Genomic DNA, 17,936 nt, shown 5'->3' on the forward strand with positions numbered 1-17,936 from the left:
CCAAAGGCTGACGCGTTTCGAAAGCCTGTTCACCCGCGACCAGCATTGGCCGTCTGATCCGGGCGCAGTTCTCCCGCTGCCAGTCGCGCATTGGCGCGGGCACTGAACCGGAAAACAGAGGGTGTTGGCGCTTGCGGTTTCTGGTACGCTGCTGGCGACAGAGCTGTGGGCGTGATGACCGGGCAACGAACCGTCGGCTGCACTGCTGTGATGCAGTCGGCCGACGGCCCGTGATTGTGGGCACACCGTGATTCTCGCATGAAGCTGAACGACGGGGCTGCCGAGCAGCCCTTGACACGCACCAGACGCGGCGGGCCTTCCGCGCTGGGAATCGACCTTGATCTGACTGCCGTCATGCCACAACATCCGGAAAGCGCCATCGGCAACCTGGCCGACCTTCAGGAGGGACAGATCGCGCTGTCGCGATTCATCGTACAGCGCGACGCTGGCCTGTATGTCAGTCTTTCGCGGCTGGAGTCGGCCACCGACTTTTCCGACTTCGTCAATCGCGTCTTCGCGTCGGGCCTTTACTTCCGGGGGCTTGATTACCCCCGCTTCCTTTCCCTGCTCTACGACGATCCCATCGGCGTTGGCATGAATGCCGGCGAGGAGGTATTCCTGGCGGCCGACATCACATCGCTCCGGCCGGAGCGCCAGGCGCTGTACCAGGCGCCGCTGATCGAAAACGGCGAAGCAGCCTATCTCTTCGAGCCGCGTTATCGCGAAGAAGAAAGTGATCAGGCGTTTGTCGAGCAGGGTGAAGACCTCGCTCAGCCAGTCTCGGACCGCGGCCACCAACCAGCCGAGACACGGGTTTACCTCGACGTCGACGAATTCATCGCCAGTGCCTGGACAAAAGGCGTGCGCTTCGGTATCGACGTCGTGGTGGTGCGCGAAGGGATCGAACTCGACAAACCCGCGCGCCGGGTGGTTGCCCGCAGCCGGCCATGTGTTCCCGGCAAGGATGCCGAGATTGTCGAACAGGCACCTGGACTTCGCCGCAACAACGCACCCCGTCGGCTGCTCGGGGATCGAGTCGACCTTCGCCAGTTCGAAACTCGCTACCCGCAAGTCGCCGCCGGAATACGCCTGGTCAAAAAGACGCCGCGCACGCCGGGCCTCGACGGCTGGGACATCAGTGGCGAGCCGCTGCCGGCACCGTTGCCCAAGGACTGCGACCTGGAGAGCCTGGCCGGCCCCGGGACCCGCATCAACCGGGAGGCGGATGGCGAATACCTGCTGGCCTCGGTCTGTGGCTTTCTCAATATCGACCGGCGCAGCAACCAGTTCTCGGTTGCCGACAAGATCGTCAGTCACGAGGGCGTCAGTGTGCGCACCACCGGCGACCTCCTGCTGACCGGCGAAGTGTACGAGCAGCACGGCGAGATCCAGGAGAAGCGGGTCGTCCAGTGTCGCAGCATCACGGCTTACGCTGACGTTTTTGGCAACATCGTTTCGAGCGGCGGGGTGGTCTGCCTGAAGCACAATCTGGTCGGCGGCAGTGCCAGCAATGATGAAGGCGACATTGTCGTCGAGGGCATGGCTTCCGGCGCGACGCTGACCGCACACCACGGATGCATCACTGTCCGGCAAGCGGACAACTGCGTGCTTCTGGGTCGCCAGGTAGTTGTCGGGCAAGCGACGAACTGCGCCATCGTCGCCGATGAGGTGACGCTCGATGTTTCGGAGGCCTGTGGTGTGGCCGCCAGGGCGATAATCGTGCAAACTGCTCGTTCGCGGCGCGAGCTTGACACCGTTTTGCTGCTCCTCCTGCCTGACCTGTCCACGTACGCGGCACAGATCGCTGCCCTGGAGAAGAAATGTGCGGCGCTGGACAAGGAAATTGCCGAGCATCGTTCCCGGATCGATGCCTTGCGCAGCGAGAAGGAGGTCGCCAGTTACCTGCTACTGGCGGGGAAGCTGCGCCGCCAGGAAGTCACCCTGAGTGCGGAGCAGCAAGTTGGCTGGCGCAGGCTCTCGGCCCTGGTCGCACCCGTTTTGCGGACGATGTCTCAGTTGGCGGAAGTGGCCAGGGAGCTGGATGGCAATTTGAATGCCCTGCGCAGCCAGCACAACGAAGTAACCGCGGCCAGGGAACAGGCCTGCAGCGGTATCGCCTGTACGGTCGAGCGCGTCGAAGGGGAAACGCGGGTCAGTACCTTGTTGCTGCGCTTGGCCGATACCCCGCTGAGCGCTCTGCCCGGCAAGGACCTGAAGGCGAGACTGCGCAGAACCGATCCGGCCACCCGGCTGCTGTTTTCTGGGACCGCCGGCCACTTTGCCTGGAGTTACCGCCCGCCGTCGGCCTGAGTGCCGGTGCGGTCGAGGGCGGGCGCGAACTCGACGGCTGGTACTACGCCTCCGCTACCCGCCGGGCGATGTGTTCAAGCGCTTCCTCGATCTGATCGATGAGGATCAGGCAGAGATCCCCGCCTGCAGTTCGGCCAGAGCGCTGTCGATGGCCAGAAACTCGCCATGGATCTCCCGGATCTCCGAGGTTCGTTCAGCGTCCTTCAGACCCTCCTGCAACAACGCAAGCACTTCGCCATCGGCACGACCCCGTTGGCACTGGTCCTGATAGAGCACAACCCGATCGAAAGCGCCACCCAGGATCTGCGTTTGCTGGCGGATGTCCTCGTCGCGCCGGTCGCCGGCACCGCTGATGACCACCGAGCGCTTGGCACCCGCCGCCGACGGCAGGTTGTCGATGGCGTCAACCAGCGCCTGAATGGCGTCCGGGTTATGCCCGTAATCGGCAATCAAGGTCGCCCCGCGATAGCTGAAGACGTTGAAACGTCCGGGTGCGGTCGCGGCGTCGTTGACGAAACTGGCCAGTCCCCGCTCGATGATCGCCCAGTCCAGCCCCAGGGCCCAAACGGCGGCGATCGCCGCCATGGCATTCTCGACCTGGAAGCCAATGGCGCCGGCTTGTGTCACGGAATCTCCGCCAGCGCGATGCGGTACTCAATACCGCCTCCGGAGGCGACGATCGAATCGCCATCGCGATAGACGACCCGTTTGCGCTGGGCGCGGTGCATCGCCATGACCGGATGGTTCCGGTCACAGGCGAAGTAGGTCACGCTGCCGGGGCACGAATCGGCCATCCTCACGACCATCGGATCGGCGGCGTTGAGCACCGCAACACCGCTCCCCGGCCGAACGTTGTTGACGATCACGCGCTTGACGACCGAGAGATCCTCGACCGTGCTGATGTAGGATAGTCCCAGATGGTCACCGAGGCCGATGTTCGTAACGACGGCGACATCACAGCGGTCGAAGCCGAGCCCCTCACGCAGGACACCACCGCGCGCCGTCTCGAGCACGGCGGCGTCGACGCCAGGGTGCAGCAGGACGTTTCTGGCGCTCTTCGGGCCGCTGCAGTCACCGGTATCGATGCGCCGACCCTCGATATAGACGCCGTCGGTCGTCGTCATGCCGACGCGCAGACCTTGCTGGCCAAGGATGTGGGCGATCAGGCGCACGGTTGTCGTCTTGCCGTTCGTTCCGGCGACGGCAACAATAGGAATCCGTCCATCATCGCCGGCGGCAAACATGTTGGCAATGATCGCCTCGCCCACCGGCCGCCCCTTGCCGAACGACGGCTGCAGGTGCATGCGCAGTCCCGGCGCCGCGTTGATTTCGACGATGCCGCCGCCCTGGTCTTCAAGCGGCCGCAGGACGCCGTCGCAGACGACATCGACGCCGGCAATATCGAGGCCGATCGTCTGCGCCGCCGCGACCGCCTGAGCCGCGAAATCGGGATGCACGTCATCGGTGACGTCGGTTGCCGTGCCGCCGGTCGACAGATTGGCGTTGTTGCGCAGGACCACGCGCTGGCCTCTCGCCGGGATCGATTCCGGCGTGAGGCCAGCGCTGGTCAGGCGCGCCAGCGCCACCTCGTCGAGTCGGATTCTGGTCAGCGACGTGGCGTGGCCTTCGCTACGTCGTGGATCCTGGTTCACACGCTCGACCAACTGGCGAATGTTGCGCACGCCATCGCCGATGACCAGCGGTGGATCCCGTCGGGCGGCAGCGATCAGCTTGTCGCCAACCACCAGCAGTCGGTAGTCGTGGCCGGGAATGTAGCGCTCGACGAGGACTTCGTCACTGACTTCAAAAGCGATCGCGTAGGCCGCTTCAATCTGCTCACGCGTACTCAGATTGACCGCGACCCCCTTGCCCTGGTTGCCATCCTGTGGCTTGACGACGACCGGTCCGTCGATCTCGCAGGCGGCTGCCCAGGCGTCCTCGGCGCTGAGCACCGGCCGACCAGTGGGTACCGGGACCCCGGCAGCGTGCAGCAGAACCTTGCTCAGCTCCTTGTCCTGGGCGATCGATTCGGCGACCGCGCTGGTACGATCGGTTTCCGCTGCCTGAATCCGCCGCTGGCGGCTGCCCCAGCCGAACTGCACCATGCTCCCCTCGGTCAGCCGACGGTAGGGGATGTTGCGCGCCGCTGCCGCATAGACGATTGCCCCCGTACTTGGTCCCAGACGCACATCCTCGTCGAGTTCGCGCAAACGGTCGAGCGCCTCGTCGAGTTCGAAAGGCTTGTCGTCGACAGCCGCTGAGCAAAGGTTCTGGGCAAGTTCGAAGGCCAATCGGCCAACCGCCTCTTCGCTGTATTCGACGACCACCTGGTAGGTACCCGCTTCAGTGGTCTGCGCCGTTCGGCTGAAAGTCACCGGGCATCCCGCCTGTGCCTGCAGCCCCAGTGCGGCAAACTCCAGTGCCTGGGCCATCGATACCGCTTCCTCATGACCGAGCGGTCGCAGCATGGCCAACTCGGGGAAGCGCTCACGCAGGCGGTTCTCGAAGCCCGGCAGGTGGTCGATGTTGCACTCGACTTCGGTGCAGCAGACGATTGCTTCAATCGCCGTATGCCGGCTCCAGAGATTGGGACCGCGCAGAGCGCGGATACGCGAGACTTCCATGAACAGTTTCCTCTTTCTGGTTCAGTGCGGATGCCGGCGGCCGTGCCCGGATCCCTGCTGGTGGTTTCGGTTCAGACGACGGTGAAGGTTTCCAGCCCGGTGCGTATCAGTTCCGGACCGACGCCCAGGGCCCAGGCCGCAGCCGTGGCCGCGAGGACATTTTCGACCTGGAAGCCGAGCTGCCCGCCGTCGGTCAGCGGAATGCCCTTCAGGCTGACGATCGGCGTCTCGTACTCGCCGCTGGCCAGTACCACCCGGCCGTTGCGTACGAAGACTGCGCGCTTGCCCTGCGCCCGGTGTTCGACGATCGTCGGCAACTCGGGATCGGCAGCAAAGAAGATCACTTCGCCGTCGCACAGGGCAGCCATCTCGACCAGCATGGGCTGATTCGCATTGAGTACGGCAGCACCCGCCGGGAGCACCAGATCGACCTGGGTACGCAGGACGGTGAATACCTGTTCGGGCGTGTTGACATCGTAGCGACCAAAGTGCCGCGGCGCGTCGACATTGGTGACCACGCCGACCTGGCAGCGGTCATAGGCCAGGCCTTCGCCAAGGATGGTATCGCTGCCGTTTTCGAGAACGGCGGCTTCGACGGAGCGATTCATCAGGATCCGGTTTGCCGATCCCCAGTTCGCGCAGTCGCCCTTGTCGATGCAGCGCCGGTCAACGAACAGGCCGGCGCTACAGGCCAGACCCGTATGCTTTCCGGATAGCGCAAGCAGGCGGGCGATCAGTCGGGCGACGGTGGTCTTGCCCAGGCTGCCGCTGACGCCGACCACCGGGATGCGGCCGTCGTCCCCGTTGGGGAACAATTCATCGACAATGGCGCGACCGACCGGGCGTGGCTGGCCGCTTTCTGGCTTGAGGTGCATCAGCAGGCCAGGACCGGCATTGACCTCGACAATCGCGCCGCGTTGGCCATCGAGCGGCTGCGAAATGTCTTCACAGACCAGGTCGACGCCGGCGATGTCGAGTCCGACGATACGCGCGGCGAGCGAGGCGGTGGCCGCCGTCTCCGGGTGCACGAGGTCGGTGACATCATCGGTGTGGTTGCCGCTGCGCACGATCAGGACCTCGCGACCCGCCGGCGGGATCGAATCCGGCGCAAACCCCTGCCGTGAAACCTCGAGCCGGGCAACCGGGTTGTCGGCCAGGGCGATGATGTCGAGCGGGAATTCCTCAGCGGCACCGCGTCGCGGGTCGGAGTTGATCTGGCTGTCGATCAGTTCGTCGATCGTCGAACGGCCATCACCGATGACCCGGGCGGTCTCGCCGCGTGCGGCGGCGACCAGCTTGCCGCCAATGACCAGCAGGCGATGCTCCGAGCCACGCACATAGCGTTCGACGATGACGCCGCTGCCTTCGACGACCGCGGCGGCATAGGCCGACTCGACCTCTTCGCGCGCGATCAGATTGGTGAACACGCCGCGGGCGTGGTTGCCGTCGGATGGCTTGACGACCACCGGCAGCCCGATCTCCTCGGCCGCTTCCCAGGCATCTTCGGCACTATCGACCAGGCGCCCCTCGGGGACCGGCACGCCACACGATTTCAACAGCATCTTGGTCAGATCCTTGTCGCGCGAGATGCCCTCGGCGATGGCGCTGGTGCGGTCGGTTTCGGCGGTCCAGATGCGTCGGCTGCGCGCGCCGTAACCCAATTGCACGAGGTTGCCGGTGGCCAGCAGGCGGATTGCCGGTATGCGACGATCCTTGGCGGTCGCCGCTTCGACGATGCAACCGGTACTCGGCCCGAGCAGCTTGCGCTCGGCCATGTCGGCCAGGCGCTCGACGGTGGCGGGACATCGAAAGGCCGGTCCTGGATGGCGGCCAGCAGCAGGTCGCGGCCGGCATGCAGGCAGGCGCGGGTGACGTCCTCGTGCCAGGCACGGACAACCACCTTGTAGACACCGCGCGTCGAGGTTTCCCGCGCCTTGCCGAAGCCACCGGGCATGCCGGCCAGGTTCTGCAGTTCGAGCGTGATGTGTTCGAGCATGTGGGCCGGCCAGGTGCCCTCCTGCACCCGCCGCAGGAACCCGCCGGGCTCGCCATAGCTGCAGCGGTGCTCGCTCAGCGATGGCAGCAGAGCCGTCAGGCGCTCGTAGAAACCGGGGATGGTGTTCGAAGGAAAGTCTTCGAGTTCGCCGATATCGACGACCGCTTCGATGACCGGACGGTAGGTCCAGATGTTCGGACCCCGCAGGTAGCGGATTTCAAGGAACTTGATGTCTTTCGTTTTCATGGCGTCAGTCCAGGCACGGGAAGGTTGGCGCAGAGCAGCGCGGCACAGGCGGAAGGCAAGCGGACAACAGGCCAGGCCCGGATTATCGTCGGTATAACGCGGCATTCATCAATCGGCTGACCGACCAGCGAAACGATGCCGAAATGGCCGTCGCCGGCTCACAGGAAGCGGTCCAGAATTCGCCGGCTGTGCTGGTCGAGCGCGAGCGGTCGCGAATCAGGAAGTGGATGCCATGACTGTCGGCGATCAGCAATGCCGGTGGCGTCAGGCGGCGGATGTCCTCTTCGCCCTTGAGGACGAAACGGGTTGCCGGGCCGCGATCGGTTTCGACCTGCCAGGTGCTCGGCGTGGCGAAGCTGCGACGCTGACGATGCGCGTGATTTCGGCATGAACTCGCGCTGCGCCAGTTCGGCTTCGACCAGGGTGCGCAGCTCGTCCGGCAGGTCGCCAAGCTGGTCGATCCAGGCCAGTTCGTGGCCATAGGGGTCGACCAGGCGCGACGCCATCGTCGGCCGCGCTGATCGGGAAGGCGCGCACCGGCACCACGCCGACGTGGACCTCGCCGTCGCTGCCGGTCAACTCGAGCCGGCCAAAGGCATTGCGGCGCAATTGATAGTCGGCTGCGTCGCTCATTCGCGGTCTCCCTCGTCCTTGGGATCGATTTCCATTCGGCGCAGCTCGTCTTCGGTGTCGACGTTGCGGGCCTGCGCCTGGTAGAGGCGGTAGTAATGGCCCTCGCAAGCCATCAGCTCGTCGTGGCTGCCGACCTCGACGACGCTGCCGCGGTCGAGAACGACCAGGCGATTGGCGTCACGCAGGGTGGACAGGCGGTGGGCAATGGCAATCGTCGTCCGTCCGCGCACCAGGTTGTCGAGCGCCTTCTGGATTTCCTTCTCGGTCGTCGTGTCGACCGACGAAGTGGCCTCGTCGAGGATCAGGATGCGCGGGTCGATCAGCAGCGCGCGGGCGATCGAAATCCGCTGCCTTTCGCCGCCCGACAGCGCCTGGCCGCGTTCGCCGACCAGCGAGTCATAACCATGCGGCAGGCGCAGGATGAACTCGTGCGCGTGCGCGGCGCGCGCCGCCGCGACAATCTCGGCGCGTGAGGCCTCGGGTTTGCCGTAGGCGATGTTCTCGGCAATCGTGCCGAAGAACAGGAAGGGCTCCTGCAGCACCAGGCCAATGTGTTTGCGGTATTCGGCAACCGGCAGCGAACGGATGTCCACGCCATCGATCAGGATGGCGCCTTCGGTGACATCGTAAAATCGGCAGATCAGGTTGACCATCGTGCTCTTGCCGGAACCGCTGTGCCCGACCAGGCCGACCATCTCGCCGGGTTCGATGACCAGATTGATGTCGCGGGTGACGCTGCGCGTGCCGTAGCGGAAGCCGACGCTGCGCAACTCGATGCGGCCGGAAACCTTCGGCAGGTGCACCGGGTTGATCGGCTCGGGAACGCTCGAAACATGGTCGAGAATGTCGAAAATACGCTTGGCGCCCGCGGCCGCCTTCTGCGTCACCGAGACGATGCGGCTCATCGAGTCGAGGCGCAGGTAGAAGCGGCTGATGTAGGCCAGGAAAGCGGTCAGCACGCCGACCGTGATCTGATCGCCGGCGATCTGCCAGATACCGAAAGCCCAGACGATCAGCAGGCCGATTTCGGTCAGCAGCGTGACGGTCGGCGAGAACAGCGACCAGACCTTGTTGACCCGGTCGTTCACTTCCAGGTTGTGCACATTGGCGGCGCGGAAACGCGCGGCCTCGCGGCTCTCCTGGGCAAAGGCCTTGACCACGCGGATGCCGGGAATCGTATCGGCAAGCACGTTGGTCACTTCTGCCCAGATGCGGTCGACGCGCTCGAAGCCGGTACGCAGTTTCTCCCGCACGACGTGGATCAGCCAGCCGATGATCGGCAGCGGCAACAAGGTCACCGCCGCCAGCCAGGGATCGATCGACACCAGGATCGCCGTCGTCATGACGATCATCAGCACATCGGTCGCGAAATCGAGCAGGTGCAGCGAAATGAAGATGTTGATCCGGTCGGTCTCGGAACCGATCCGCGCCATCAGGTCGCCGGTCCGCTTGCCGCCGAAGTACTCCTGCGAGAGCTTCAACAGATGCTCGTAGGTGGTGGTGCGCAGGTCGGCGCCAATACGTTCCGAAACCAGCGCCAGAATATAGGTCCGTCCCCAGCCAAGCACCCAGGCGACCAGCGACGCGCCGAGCAGGCCGGAGAGATAGAGGGCCACCAGGGCGGGGTCGATCGGCTGGCCATTCTGGTAGGGGATCAGCACCTTGTCCATCATCGGCATGGTCAGGTACGGTGCGACCAGCGTTGCGGCAGTGGTCAGCAGGGAGAGCACGAAACCTAGGATCAGTTGCCCCTTGTAGGGCCTGGCGAAGCGACCCAGGCGCAGCAGCGTCCAGGTCGAAGGCGGTTCGTGGATCTCCTTGCTGCAGGCCGGGCACTCCTCCTGCCCGGCGAGCAGAGGCGTTTCGCACTTCGGGCAGAGCGCCAGAGCAGACGGTGGCGGCACTTCGCCGGTGACCCGGAAGGTGAGCTGCCGCATGAAATGGTCGACCAGACGTCCGGCGGCAATGTCGCCGCCCAGTGTGTAACGCCAGCTCGCCAACAAGGCATCGGTGTCGCAGAGTTCCAGCGTTCCGACGCCGGAATGGTCGCGACGGCTGAGGGTCAGTCCGGGCCGGTAAGTCCAGCTTTGCCAGTGGCGGTCGTCAGCCGACAGGACCAGCAGGCGTTCGCTGCTGACCACCAGGATGCCGCTGGCGAAGCGCAGGCTGGCGTCGAGATCGATCTCGAGCCAGGCGACGATTGCTTCGTCATCAGACATCTGGCTGGCCAGCTGCGCCGACCAGGCGGCCGGTGGGGTCGTTGGCGACAACCCGGCAAGCGCCGGGCCGTGGGCTGTCGATGCGAGAACGGGTTGGGTCATGGCTTGGCCGCTTTTCGAACAAGGCTGCCGCAGGCAACCGTAACCGGCGAGTATACCCGTCTTGACGGTGCTGCCGAGGGGCACGCCAGCGGATCGACGATCCGTCGCATCAGACCCTGAGCCAATCGTTGGGCAAATGACGTTCCTGCTGCAGGCGAGCGATGGTCGGCAACAGATTCAGACCGGTCTCCTGCCGGCACTGATTCGCGCGCTTGATCAGCTCGTCGAAGCGGAGGTCGACCGGATCACCGGCGCTGGCGAAGGCGATCGTATTGCCGCTGTCGCAGGACGGAAAGACCAGCGCGCGGCCGTCGAAGGCCTGGCTGATGCGTTCGGCACTGGCCTCGAAGCCACGCTCGCGACCGAGCAGGTTGACTGCCAGCAATCCACTCTGGCTCAGGCGGGCACGACAGGCCTGGTAAAAGGGCAGGGTATCGAGCACGCCGGCGCGCGCGTGCCGGTCGAAGCCGTCGATCAGGATGTAATCATGCAGGCTGTCGCCCTTGAGCATGTACTCGGCTCCGTCAGCAATCAGCACGCGCAGCCGCAGCGGGTCGTCCGGCAGTTTGAAGTGCAGCCGGGCGACGATCTCCACCTGCGGATCGATCTCGACGACGGTGATCCTGGTTGCCGGCAGTCGGTGGTAGATGAACTTGGCCAGCGATCCCGCACCGAGACCGATCAGCAAGGCCTGGCGCGGCCATGGCGGGTCGCGCAGCAGCAATCCGGCCATCATCTCGCGCGTGTAGGGCAATTCCAGGGCATTGGGACGCTGCACGCGCATCGCACCCTGCACCCAGTCCGACGAAAAATGCAGGTAACGGACGCCGGCTCGCTCGCTGATCTCTATCGAGCTGCGCGCCATCAGGCGTTGCCGCAGCCGGTGGAGGCACAGGGGCAGCCGCCAGCGGGAGGCGATGACCCCGTCAGGGCTGCAGAAGACGACTGCGTCTTTCCTGCCATCGGTGTCTTCGGTCAAGTTGCGGTTTTTCAAGGAGGCGAGTCAAGGTTTTCGCCTCGCATTCTAGCGCATGGCCGGATCGCCCCGGTGCCGGCTGCGTTTCCCCGCGCGCCTGTCCGCTGCTGACGGGAGAGACTACGGCCAGGCGGGAACGAGAGTTCTTCTCTCTCGGGCCCGCTGACCGCCGCTGACCGCCACCGAGCGCAAGGCGATGATCAGGGCCTCGCCGTTGCTGACCACCTACGGTGCTCCGGTCGACCGCGTATGGGCCTGCGAATTGCTACGCGGCAAGCCGGCCAGCACCCAGCCCGCCCCCGGCGCCGCCAACGACTGGGGCAACCACGGCGGCGGGCAGACGCAGCGGCGACCCGCCCCGAAACTGCGCGAGAGCGCCCTAGCGCCGCATCAGGAGTCCGGCGGCCCCGGCGAAATCCTCACCGGCAGCACCGGCCGGCGCGGGCCGCAGCGAAGGGGGGATCGAAGCGGTCGCCAGCAGCGCCGCACGTGGCAAGGCCAGCAGCGTCGGCGGTGGGATCGGCAACCAGATCCTGCGCGGGATGCTGGGGTCGATACTTGGGGACGGCGCTGAAACAGGGCGGCCTCACGCCAAAAATCGAAGTCTGTCCTCCACTACTCGCGTCAATGTCAATCTCTCGCTACCATCACCACTACAGGCTTCACGGCTGGTGGGTTTCGATCTATCCGGACGCTACTGAATTGCGCGGCCCCTTTGTATCGGTTGCGGATCAAATCGCTGTTGCCGGTCGCCGAGCAGCGAGACTATCATTGCGTCTGTCATGACTTCGGAAACTTGCCATGCCCACCGTGCTTGAACCTTGCGAACCCGCTGCCCCGCAACTCATACGCTTGGCGCTTGATCACTTGGCCTCAGCTCTGCCACGTGGCGCCCGGGTAATCGTTTTCGGCTCCCATGCCGCGGGAAACGCCCGTGCCGACAGCGATATCGACATTCTGATCATCGAACCCGAGGTCAAGGACCGCGCTGCGGAAATGATCCGCCTTTCTGCGCTGCTGGGCCGACAACTCATTCCGGCAGATGTCGTGGTGATGAGCAGCGAAATGTTCGGCCGGCAGTGCGAAATTCCCAATACGCTGGCCTGGCGGGTAGCGCGGCAAGGCATCGAGTATGCACTCGTCCACTGACTACGCAGCCGCCTTATTGAGCAAAGCCCGCGACGACGGCTATGTCGTTCGTAGCCTGTCGGCCGATGCCGGCGCACCGAATTGGGTCATCGGCTTTCATGCCCAACAGGCGGTCGAGAAATCGGTCAAGTCGGTATTGACCAGACATGAGATCGAATTTCCGAGAACGCACAACCTCTCGATGCTGATCGAATTACTGCGGCGTCACGCAATCACCCTGCCACCAGACGCCGATGGCCTCGCTCGCCTGACGCCGTTTGGTGTGGCGCTGCGCTGCGCTATGACGATACCGCCGGCGAAGATGAACTGATAGTTCAGCGGGAGTGGGCAGTGGACGTGTTGTCACGCACGCTCGATTGGTCGGCGTCACCCTAAAAACCGTGTCCCCAAATAACACGCTCGACACCGGGCCGAATCTTGAAGTCGGCATCAACCATTCGTATGTTTGTACGAGCGAGCGTCGCGGCTTGGTCTGAGGGAAACCGGGGGTAATGCAGATTGTCAATTTCTTTGACAATCTGCATTACCCCATCCGAGCTGACCGCATGATTCCTCGTCTTGCGGCGCCGCGCCTCGTAGAACTGGCCAGCTACTATCCTATCGTCGCCATTACCGGGCCGCGTCAGTCCGGCAAGACCACGCTTGCTCGCGCGACATTTCCGGACCAACCTTACGCCAGCCTCGAAGACCCCGACGTGCGCGCACTCGCCGCCACCGACCCGCGCGGTTTTCTCGCCCAGTATCCCGACGGCGCCGTTATCGATGAAGCTCAGCGCGTCCCCGACTTGTTCTCCTACCTGCAAACCCGCGTCGACGGGGACCGGCGCACCGGGCTGTTCGTGCTCACCGGCTCGCAGCAGTTCGGTCTGATGGAACGGATTACTCAATCGCTCGCCGGGCGCGTTGGCCTGCTGCACCTGCTGCCCTGCGCTTTCGACGAGATCGCCGAAGCGCAGCCCGGCGGCGGCCTGGAGGATTGGCTCTGGCGCGGCTTCTATCCGCCGCTGCACGACCGCGCCATCCCGCCCCATGGCGGGTTTTCCATTGAATGCAAGTCCGGGTGCACCGTCGCGGGAGACTGGTTCGCCCCGCTGGAACGTTTTGCCGCCCTGGCTGGCGCGCCATCGGCCGCGCCATGGATCTCGCGTTCGCTTGACCCTATCCGGTCAGGCGTATTCCGGCTGGAAGGCCTGCTCCGGATTGGTCACCGGTCCGTCACCGCGCCAGTATGGCGAGAGCTTCCTGAGCTTGGCGATCACCGGCGGGACGGCGGCGATGACGCGGTCCACTTCCTCCTCGGTGTTGTAGCGCGACAGCGAGAAGCGGATCGTGCCGTGGGCCGCGGTGTAGGGGATACCCATCGCACGCATGACATGCGACGGTTCCAGAGACCCCGAGGTGCAGGCCGAGCCGGAGGAGGCAGCAATCCCCTGCTGGTTCAGGAGCAGCAGAATCCCTTCGCCTTCGACATACTCGAAGGCAATGCTCGACGTATTCGGCAGACGGTAGAGCGTGTCGCCGTTGACGAAGGCGTTCGCTACCCTGGCGAGAATCCCGCGCTCCAGGCGGTCACGCAGGCGCTTGACCGTCGTGTTCTCCGCCGCAATGCATTGCCGGGCGAGCTCACAGGCAACGCCGAGGCCAACGATCGAGGCCGAGTTCTCGGTACCTGCGCGGCGGCCACGCTCCTGGTGGCCGCCGCGCAGGAGTGGGCGGAAGCGGGTATTGCGGCGCACATAGAGCACCCCGATGCCTTTCGGCGCGTGCAGCTTGTGACCGGACAGCGAGAGCATGTCAATCTTCGTGCTCTTCAGGTCAATGGCGACCTTGCCGACGGCCTGCACCGCGTCGGTGTGGAACAGGATGCCCTTCTCGTGCGCCATCTCGGCCATCTCCTCGACCGGAAAGAGGGTGCCGGTTTCATTGTTCGCCCACATCGCCGAAACGATCGCCACGCGGTCGTTGAGCAGCGACCGGTATTCGTCGAGGTCGACGCGCCCCTTGCGGTCGACGCGCAGGCGATGGACGACGTAGTCTTCCTTCTCGAGGTAGGCGCACAGGCTGAGGATCGCCGGATGCTCGACCACGGTGGTGATGACCGTTCGCCGATCCGGGTTGGCCTTGAGTGCCGAGAGAATGGCCGTCGAGTCGGACTCGGTACCGCAGGAGTTGAAGACAATTTCGCTGTCGTGAGCGGCGCCAAGCAGCGACTGAACCTGCATCCGAGCCTGCTTGATTGCCTTGCCGACCTCGGAGCCGAAGCTGTGGATCGAGGAAGCATTGCCGAACTGCTCGGTAAAATAGGGCAGCATGGCTGCCACGACAGCGGCATCGCAGGCCGTCGTGGCGTTATTGTCCATGTAGATCGGTTTCATGGCTTCTCCTGGGGAATGACGGTCAAGCGCGGGCCAGCGCGGCAACCGGGAGCACCTGCACCAGTTCGCCCAGGGCTTCGATGAGTTTCTGTTGCACGCCGCCGAGGGTGGCGGCTTCCATCGAGCATCCACGGCAGGCGCCGGTGAGCTCGACGTAGATCTTCTTGCCATCGACCTCGACCAGGGTGACATCACCGTGGTCACGCTGCAGCGAGGGGCGGATCGCCTCCAGCGTCTCCTCGATCTTGCGGATCCGCTGGTAGTTGGTCAGTTTCGGCTTGCCCGCCATTTCGCTGGCCGCCGGGCGAACCTTGGCGGGTTTCGCTTCACTGGCGTAGAGGCGGCCGTTGACAGCGATCAGGATGTCCTCGATCTTCTCGTGACACGCCGAACAGCCACCGCCGGCCTTGGTGTAGTTGGCCACCTCCTCGATCGTTCGCAGGGTGTTGGCGCGGACGGTGTGCTCGATCATCACGGCGTCGATGGCAAAGCATTTGCAGACCAGATCGCCTTCCTCGTGATCATCCTTCCAGGTCTCGCCGCGATAGTTGGCCACCGCGGCCTGCAGCGCCTCGCGTCCCATCACCGAGCAGTGCATCTTTTCCGGCGGCAGGCCGTCGAGGTAATCGGCGATGTCCTGGTTGCTGACCCGCAGCGCCTCGTCGAGCGTCTTGCCCTTGATGATCTCGGTCAGAGCCGACGACGATGCGATCGCCGAGCCGCAGCCGAAGGTCTGGAAGCGGGCCTCGTCGATGACCTCGGTCGCCGGGTTGACCTTCAGCATCAGGCGCAGCGCGTCGCCGCACTTGATCGAGCCGAAGTCACCGATGGCGTTGGCGCTTTCCAACGGGCCGGAATTGCGCGGATTGAAGAAGTGTTCGCGTACCTTCTCTGAATAGTCCCACATGCCGTTCCCCTCAAGCCTTGAACGACTGACCGCAGGAGCAGGCCCCGGAGACGTTCGGATTGTTGAACTTGAAGCCGGTCTGGGTGAGGCTGTCGACGAAATCGACGGTCAGGCCTTCGAGCATCGAACTGCTCATCGGGTCGACCAGCAGTTTGGCACCGGTACCGACATCGAATTCCAGATCGTCCTCGCTCTTGTCCTGTTCCAGCCGCAGCCCGTACTGCAGGCCGGCACAGCCGCCGCCGGAAACGAAGATGCGCAGACCGGCGACCGGCGTCTCGGTCGCCTTGATGAAGCGGTTGATCGCCCTGGATGCAGCGGGGGTCAGATTGATCATTGTGTACTCTCCTTCAGACAGGGTAGGTTTGGGGTTCCGGGTCTACCTACGCAAGCTTCGTACCAGCCCGTCATTGTGAGCCCAAGCACTTGATTTAAAGCGCATGTCCGGCTTTTCCAGTGAATGGGGAGGTTGTCGCAGACACGACACGCCGGCTGCCGCCAGGGTCGCTGGCAGGCGCGATGACGCCAATCCTCACCCCTCGGCAGGAGCATAGGTGTAGCAGTCCTTCGGACAGACGCGACCGCAGGCGCCGCAGCCGATGCAGTCGGCGCCATTGGCAATGGTCATCACCATCATCTCGTCGTCATCATCGGCATCGTCGTCGTCCGCGTCGGCCAGCAGCTGCTCGCTGCGCTCGACCAGATCGAGCACCGTGCGCGGACAGACCTTGTAGCAGCGGCCGCAGCCGATGCACTTCTTCGGATCGAGAAAGCTGACAAACTGCGGGACCCATTCGTCCCCACCGCGCGTGCGACCGGTAATCGTGGTCATGGTCCTAGCCTTTCTGCGCCGCCTGCAGGCGGGCGTTGGCGGCCGCCCAGGCCTGGCAGGCCGTGAGGGTTGCCTGTGAAATTTCCGGGAGTTCCTGCCAACCGGCAGGCAGCCTGTCCTCGACCAGATCGTGGAGTCTCGCGGCCTGCTCGCTGGCAATGCGTTTGAGCTTCTTCACTTCCCGGTCGAGTTCCCTGACTTCGTCTTCGCTCATCTTCGGTGCCCTCACATGCCGGCCACTTCAGGGAATCTGCCGATGATGCCGAGCGCCACGGCGAGGTGCTTGTCGGCTTCGGTCTTCATTTTCGACAGGGACTCGAAGCCGAAGCGGTGCACGTCGCGCAGCGTCCGATCCATCACCACCAGCTTGCCGACCGTGATCAGCGCGCGGCCGAAGCCCTCGTGGCTGATGTGCACGAAAGGCACCGCCATCTGGCCACATTCCTTCTCGATCAATACCGCAATCGCGTTGTGGAAGGCCTTGACGCGGGCCAGTGTCACTTCGTCGGGATCGCCGATGGTCGGGATCGCGCGCTTCTGTTCCTTGCTCAGCACGTAGCCAGAGAGTATTGCCGGCACCGGCTTGCCATCCCACTCGCCGTAAGTGTCGAGCGCGCGCGTCTGGCGCAGCATCTCCCGGATGAAGTCGGTGGCAAAGACGGGATCGTCGGCGGGCTCGATGGCCGATTCGGGGGCAAGCGTCAAGGTCATGGGTGTTCTCCGGGAAGTGATTGGGGCTGGCAGGTGATGGTCGCCGCCGGCCGCAGCCGGTCGGCGAGCAGCCGGCGGGAAAGCAGGCGGACGAGGAGGATGCCGACGGCCAGGCCAACCGCGGCACCGAGTGCCGCGGCGGTGTCGCCAGCGAATGACAGCAGGCGGCGCCGAGCAGCAGGGTCAGCGCCGGCAGCAGATAGCCGATCGCGACGCCGAGCGAGAACTGCGCTTCGCCAAGCGCGAGGGAGACGACGTCGCCAACCGCCAGACCGTCCGCTGCGGCGATACGAACCGACTGCTCGCGGCCGCTGCCGCAGACGCCCTGCGCCCGGCAGCCATGGCAGCTCGACGCCACCGCAAGCCGGACCTCGGCCGTGCCGTCGCGCACTTCGACCACCCGCCCGCGGGCTTCGAGCATGCCCGGCATCATTCGTCCCAGCCTTCGGCCAGCATGCGGTCGAAGCGGGCGCCATCATCCGGATGCGGGCGGATTGCTTTGTCGACCCAGGCCATGCCGCCTTCCCGAATCGCCAGGCTGATCTCTCGCAGCAGGCAATCGATCGCCACCTCGTCGTCGAGCCGGATGGGCTGGACGCCGGCGGCCAGCAGTTGCCTGACCGCCGACGCACCGGCAGCAAGGCAATAGACGGCGGCACAGCCAGCCAGCGTCGCAATCTTTGCCGGCAAGCGGTTTTCGTTGCCGTCCATCGCTTCCGGGGGGAACTCGGCGAGTTCGACCAGTTGCGCCCGCTCGCCGTCCAGCGCATAGATGGCGAAGCCCGCCGCCGCGCCGAAGTGCTGATTCACCGTGTTGCGATCGTTGCTGGCAAAGGCGACCCTTAGCATGCTCGGC

The 17,936-nt window shown here is 64.7% G+C and carries 14 protein-coding genes and 5 pseudogenes; 5 read left to right on the forward strand and 14 right to left on the reverse strand.

Features of this window, described 5'->3' with window-relative positions; all coding sequences use genetic code 11:
- The first annotated feature begins 258 nt into the window (after positions 1–258).
- On the forward strand, positions 259–2,310 hold the full coding sequence (locus V5B44_RS23475) for a flagellar assembly protein A (RefSeq protein ID WP_332361455.1): 2,052 nt from the start codon (positions 259–261) through the stop codon (positions 2,308–2,310).
- Positions 2,311–2,353: 43 nt separating this feature from the next.
- Here the strand turns inward: V5B44_RS23475 and cphA (V5B44_RS23480) are convergent.
- The 6 genes and pseudogenes from cphA (V5B44_RS23480) to V5B44_RS23505 form a co-directional block, all read right to left on the reverse strand.
- Positions 2,354–4,934: pseudogene (cphA, locus tag V5B44_RS23480) on the reverse strand (cyanophycin synthetase).
- A 71-nt stretch (positions 4,935–5,005) separates the two neighbouring features.
- Positions 5,006–7,176, reverse strand: a pseudogene (cphA, locus tag V5B44_RS23485) (cyanophycin synthetase).
- Between the two features lie 158 nt (positions 7,177–7,334).
- Positions 7,335–7,809 (reverse strand): annotated as a pseudogene (locus V5B44_RS23490) (DUF1854 domain-containing protein).
- Positions 7,806–10,130 (reverse strand): ABC transporter ATP-binding protein, encoded by a 2,325-nt coding sequence (locus V5B44_RS23495; protein ID WP_434735524.1) that lies wholly within the window; start codon positions 10,128–10,130, stop codon positions 7,806–7,808. The pseudogene V5B44_RS23490 and the gene V5B44_RS23495 overlap by 4 nt, the downstream one beginning before the upstream one ends.
- A gap of 109 nt (positions 10,131–10,239) precedes the next feature.
- Complete coding sequence (locus tag V5B44_RS23500) at positions 10,240–10,995, reverse strand: fused MFS/spermidine synthase (protein WP_332361593.1); 756 nt, start codon at positions 10,993–10,995, stop codon at positions 10,240–10,242.
- A gap of 490 nt (positions 10,996–11,485) precedes the next feature.
- A complete protein-coding gene (locus tag V5B44_RS23505; protein WP_332361456.1) occupies positions 11,486–11,632 on the reverse strand; it encodes a hypothetical protein in 147 nt (48 codons plus the stop codon).
- Positions 11,633–11,907: 275 nt separating this feature from the next.
- On the opposite strand from V5B44_RS23505, the gene V5B44_RS23510 reads away from it, so the two are divergent.
- The 3 genes and pseudogenes from V5B44_RS23510 to V5B44_RS23520 form a co-directional block, all read left to right on the forward strand.
- A complete protein-coding gene (locus V5B44_RS23510) occupies positions 11,908–12,255 on the forward strand; it encodes a nucleotidyltransferase domain-containing protein (RefSeq protein ID WP_332361457.1) in 348 nt (115 codons plus the stop codon).
- 16 nt (positions 12,256–12,271) lie between these two features.
- Complete coding sequence (locus V5B44_RS23515) at positions 12,272–12,565, forward strand: HEPN domain-containing protein (RefSeq protein ID WP_332361458.1); 294 nt, start codon at positions 12,272–12,274, stop codon at positions 12,563–12,565.
- A gap of 235 nt (positions 12,566–12,800) precedes the next feature.
- A pseudogene (locus V5B44_RS23520) lies at positions 12,801–13,295 on the forward strand (ATP-binding protein); the annotation flags it as partial.
- Positions 13,296–13,421: 126 nt separating this feature from the next.
- Here V5B44_RS23520 and nifS read toward each other — a convergent pair.
- The 6 genes from nifS to V5B44_RS23550 all read right to left on the reverse strand — a co-directional run bounded on the left by nifS (position 13,422) and on the right by V5B44_RS23550 (position 17,080).
- A complete protein-coding gene (gene nifS, locus V5B44_RS23525) occupies positions 13,422–14,630 on the reverse strand; it encodes a cysteine desulfurase NifS (RefSeq protein ID WP_332361459.1) in 1,209 nt (402 codons plus the stop codon).
- Between the two features lie 22 nt (positions 14,631–14,652).
- The gene (gene nifU, locus V5B44_RS23530) at positions 14,653–15,537 is read right to left on the reverse strand and encodes a Fe-S cluster assembly protein NifU (protein ID WP_332361460.1); all 885 of its coding nucleotides are present in this window, start codon (positions 15,535–15,537) and stop codon (positions 14,653–14,655) included.
- A gap of 10 nt (positions 15,538–15,547) precedes the next feature.
- Complete coding sequence (locus V5B44_RS23535) at positions 15,548–15,874, reverse strand: HesB/IscA family protein (RefSeq protein WP_332361461.1); 327 nt, start codon at positions 15,872–15,874, stop codon at positions 15,548–15,550.
- 195 nt (positions 15,875–16,069) lie between these two features.
- Positions 16,070–16,369, reverse strand: a complete 300-nt coding sequence (gene fdxB, locus V5B44_RS23540) for a ferredoxin III, nif-specific (RefSeq protein ID WP_332361462.1) — start codon at positions 16,367–16,369, stop codon at positions 16,070–16,072.
- A gap of 4 nt (positions 16,370–16,373) precedes the next feature.
- Complete coding sequence (locus V5B44_RS23545) at positions 16,374–16,583, reverse strand: CCE_0567 family metalloprotein (RefSeq protein ID WP_332361463.1); 210 nt, start codon at positions 16,581–16,583, stop codon at positions 16,374–16,376.
- Between the two features lie 11 nt (positions 16,584–16,594).
- Complete coding sequence (locus tag V5B44_RS23550) at positions 16,595–17,080, reverse strand: NifX-associated nitrogen fixation protein (RefSeq protein ID WP_332361464.1); 486 nt, start codon at positions 17,078–17,080, stop codon at positions 16,595–16,597.
- Between the two features lie 20 nt (positions 17,081–17,100).
- On the opposite strand from V5B44_RS23550, the gene V5B44_RS23555 reads away from it, so the two are divergent.
- Positions 17,101–17,238 carry a hypothetical protein gene (locus tag V5B44_RS23555; protein WP_332361465.1) on the forward strand — a complete coding sequence of 46 codons (138 nt, stop codon included), beginning with the start codon at positions 17,101–17,103 and terminating at the stop codon, positions 17,236–17,238.
- A gap of 47 nt (positions 17,239–17,285) precedes the next feature.
- Here the strand turns inward: V5B44_RS23555 and V5B44_RS26910 are convergent.
- Positions 17,286–17,513, reverse strand: a pseudogene (locus V5B44_RS26910) (SoxR reducing system RseC family protein); the annotation flags it as partial.
- On the reverse strand, positions 17,510–17,929 hold the full coding sequence (locus V5B44_RS23560) for a NifB/NifX family molybdenum-iron cluster-binding protein (protein WP_332361466.1): 420 nt from the start codon (positions 17,927–17,929) through the stop codon (positions 17,510–17,512). The gene V5B44_RS23560 and the pseudogene V5B44_RS26910, both read right to left, overlap by 4 nt.
- Positions 17,930–17,936 lie beyond the last annotated feature (7 nt).

The organism is Candidatus Accumulibacter necessarius (assembly GCF_036625085.1).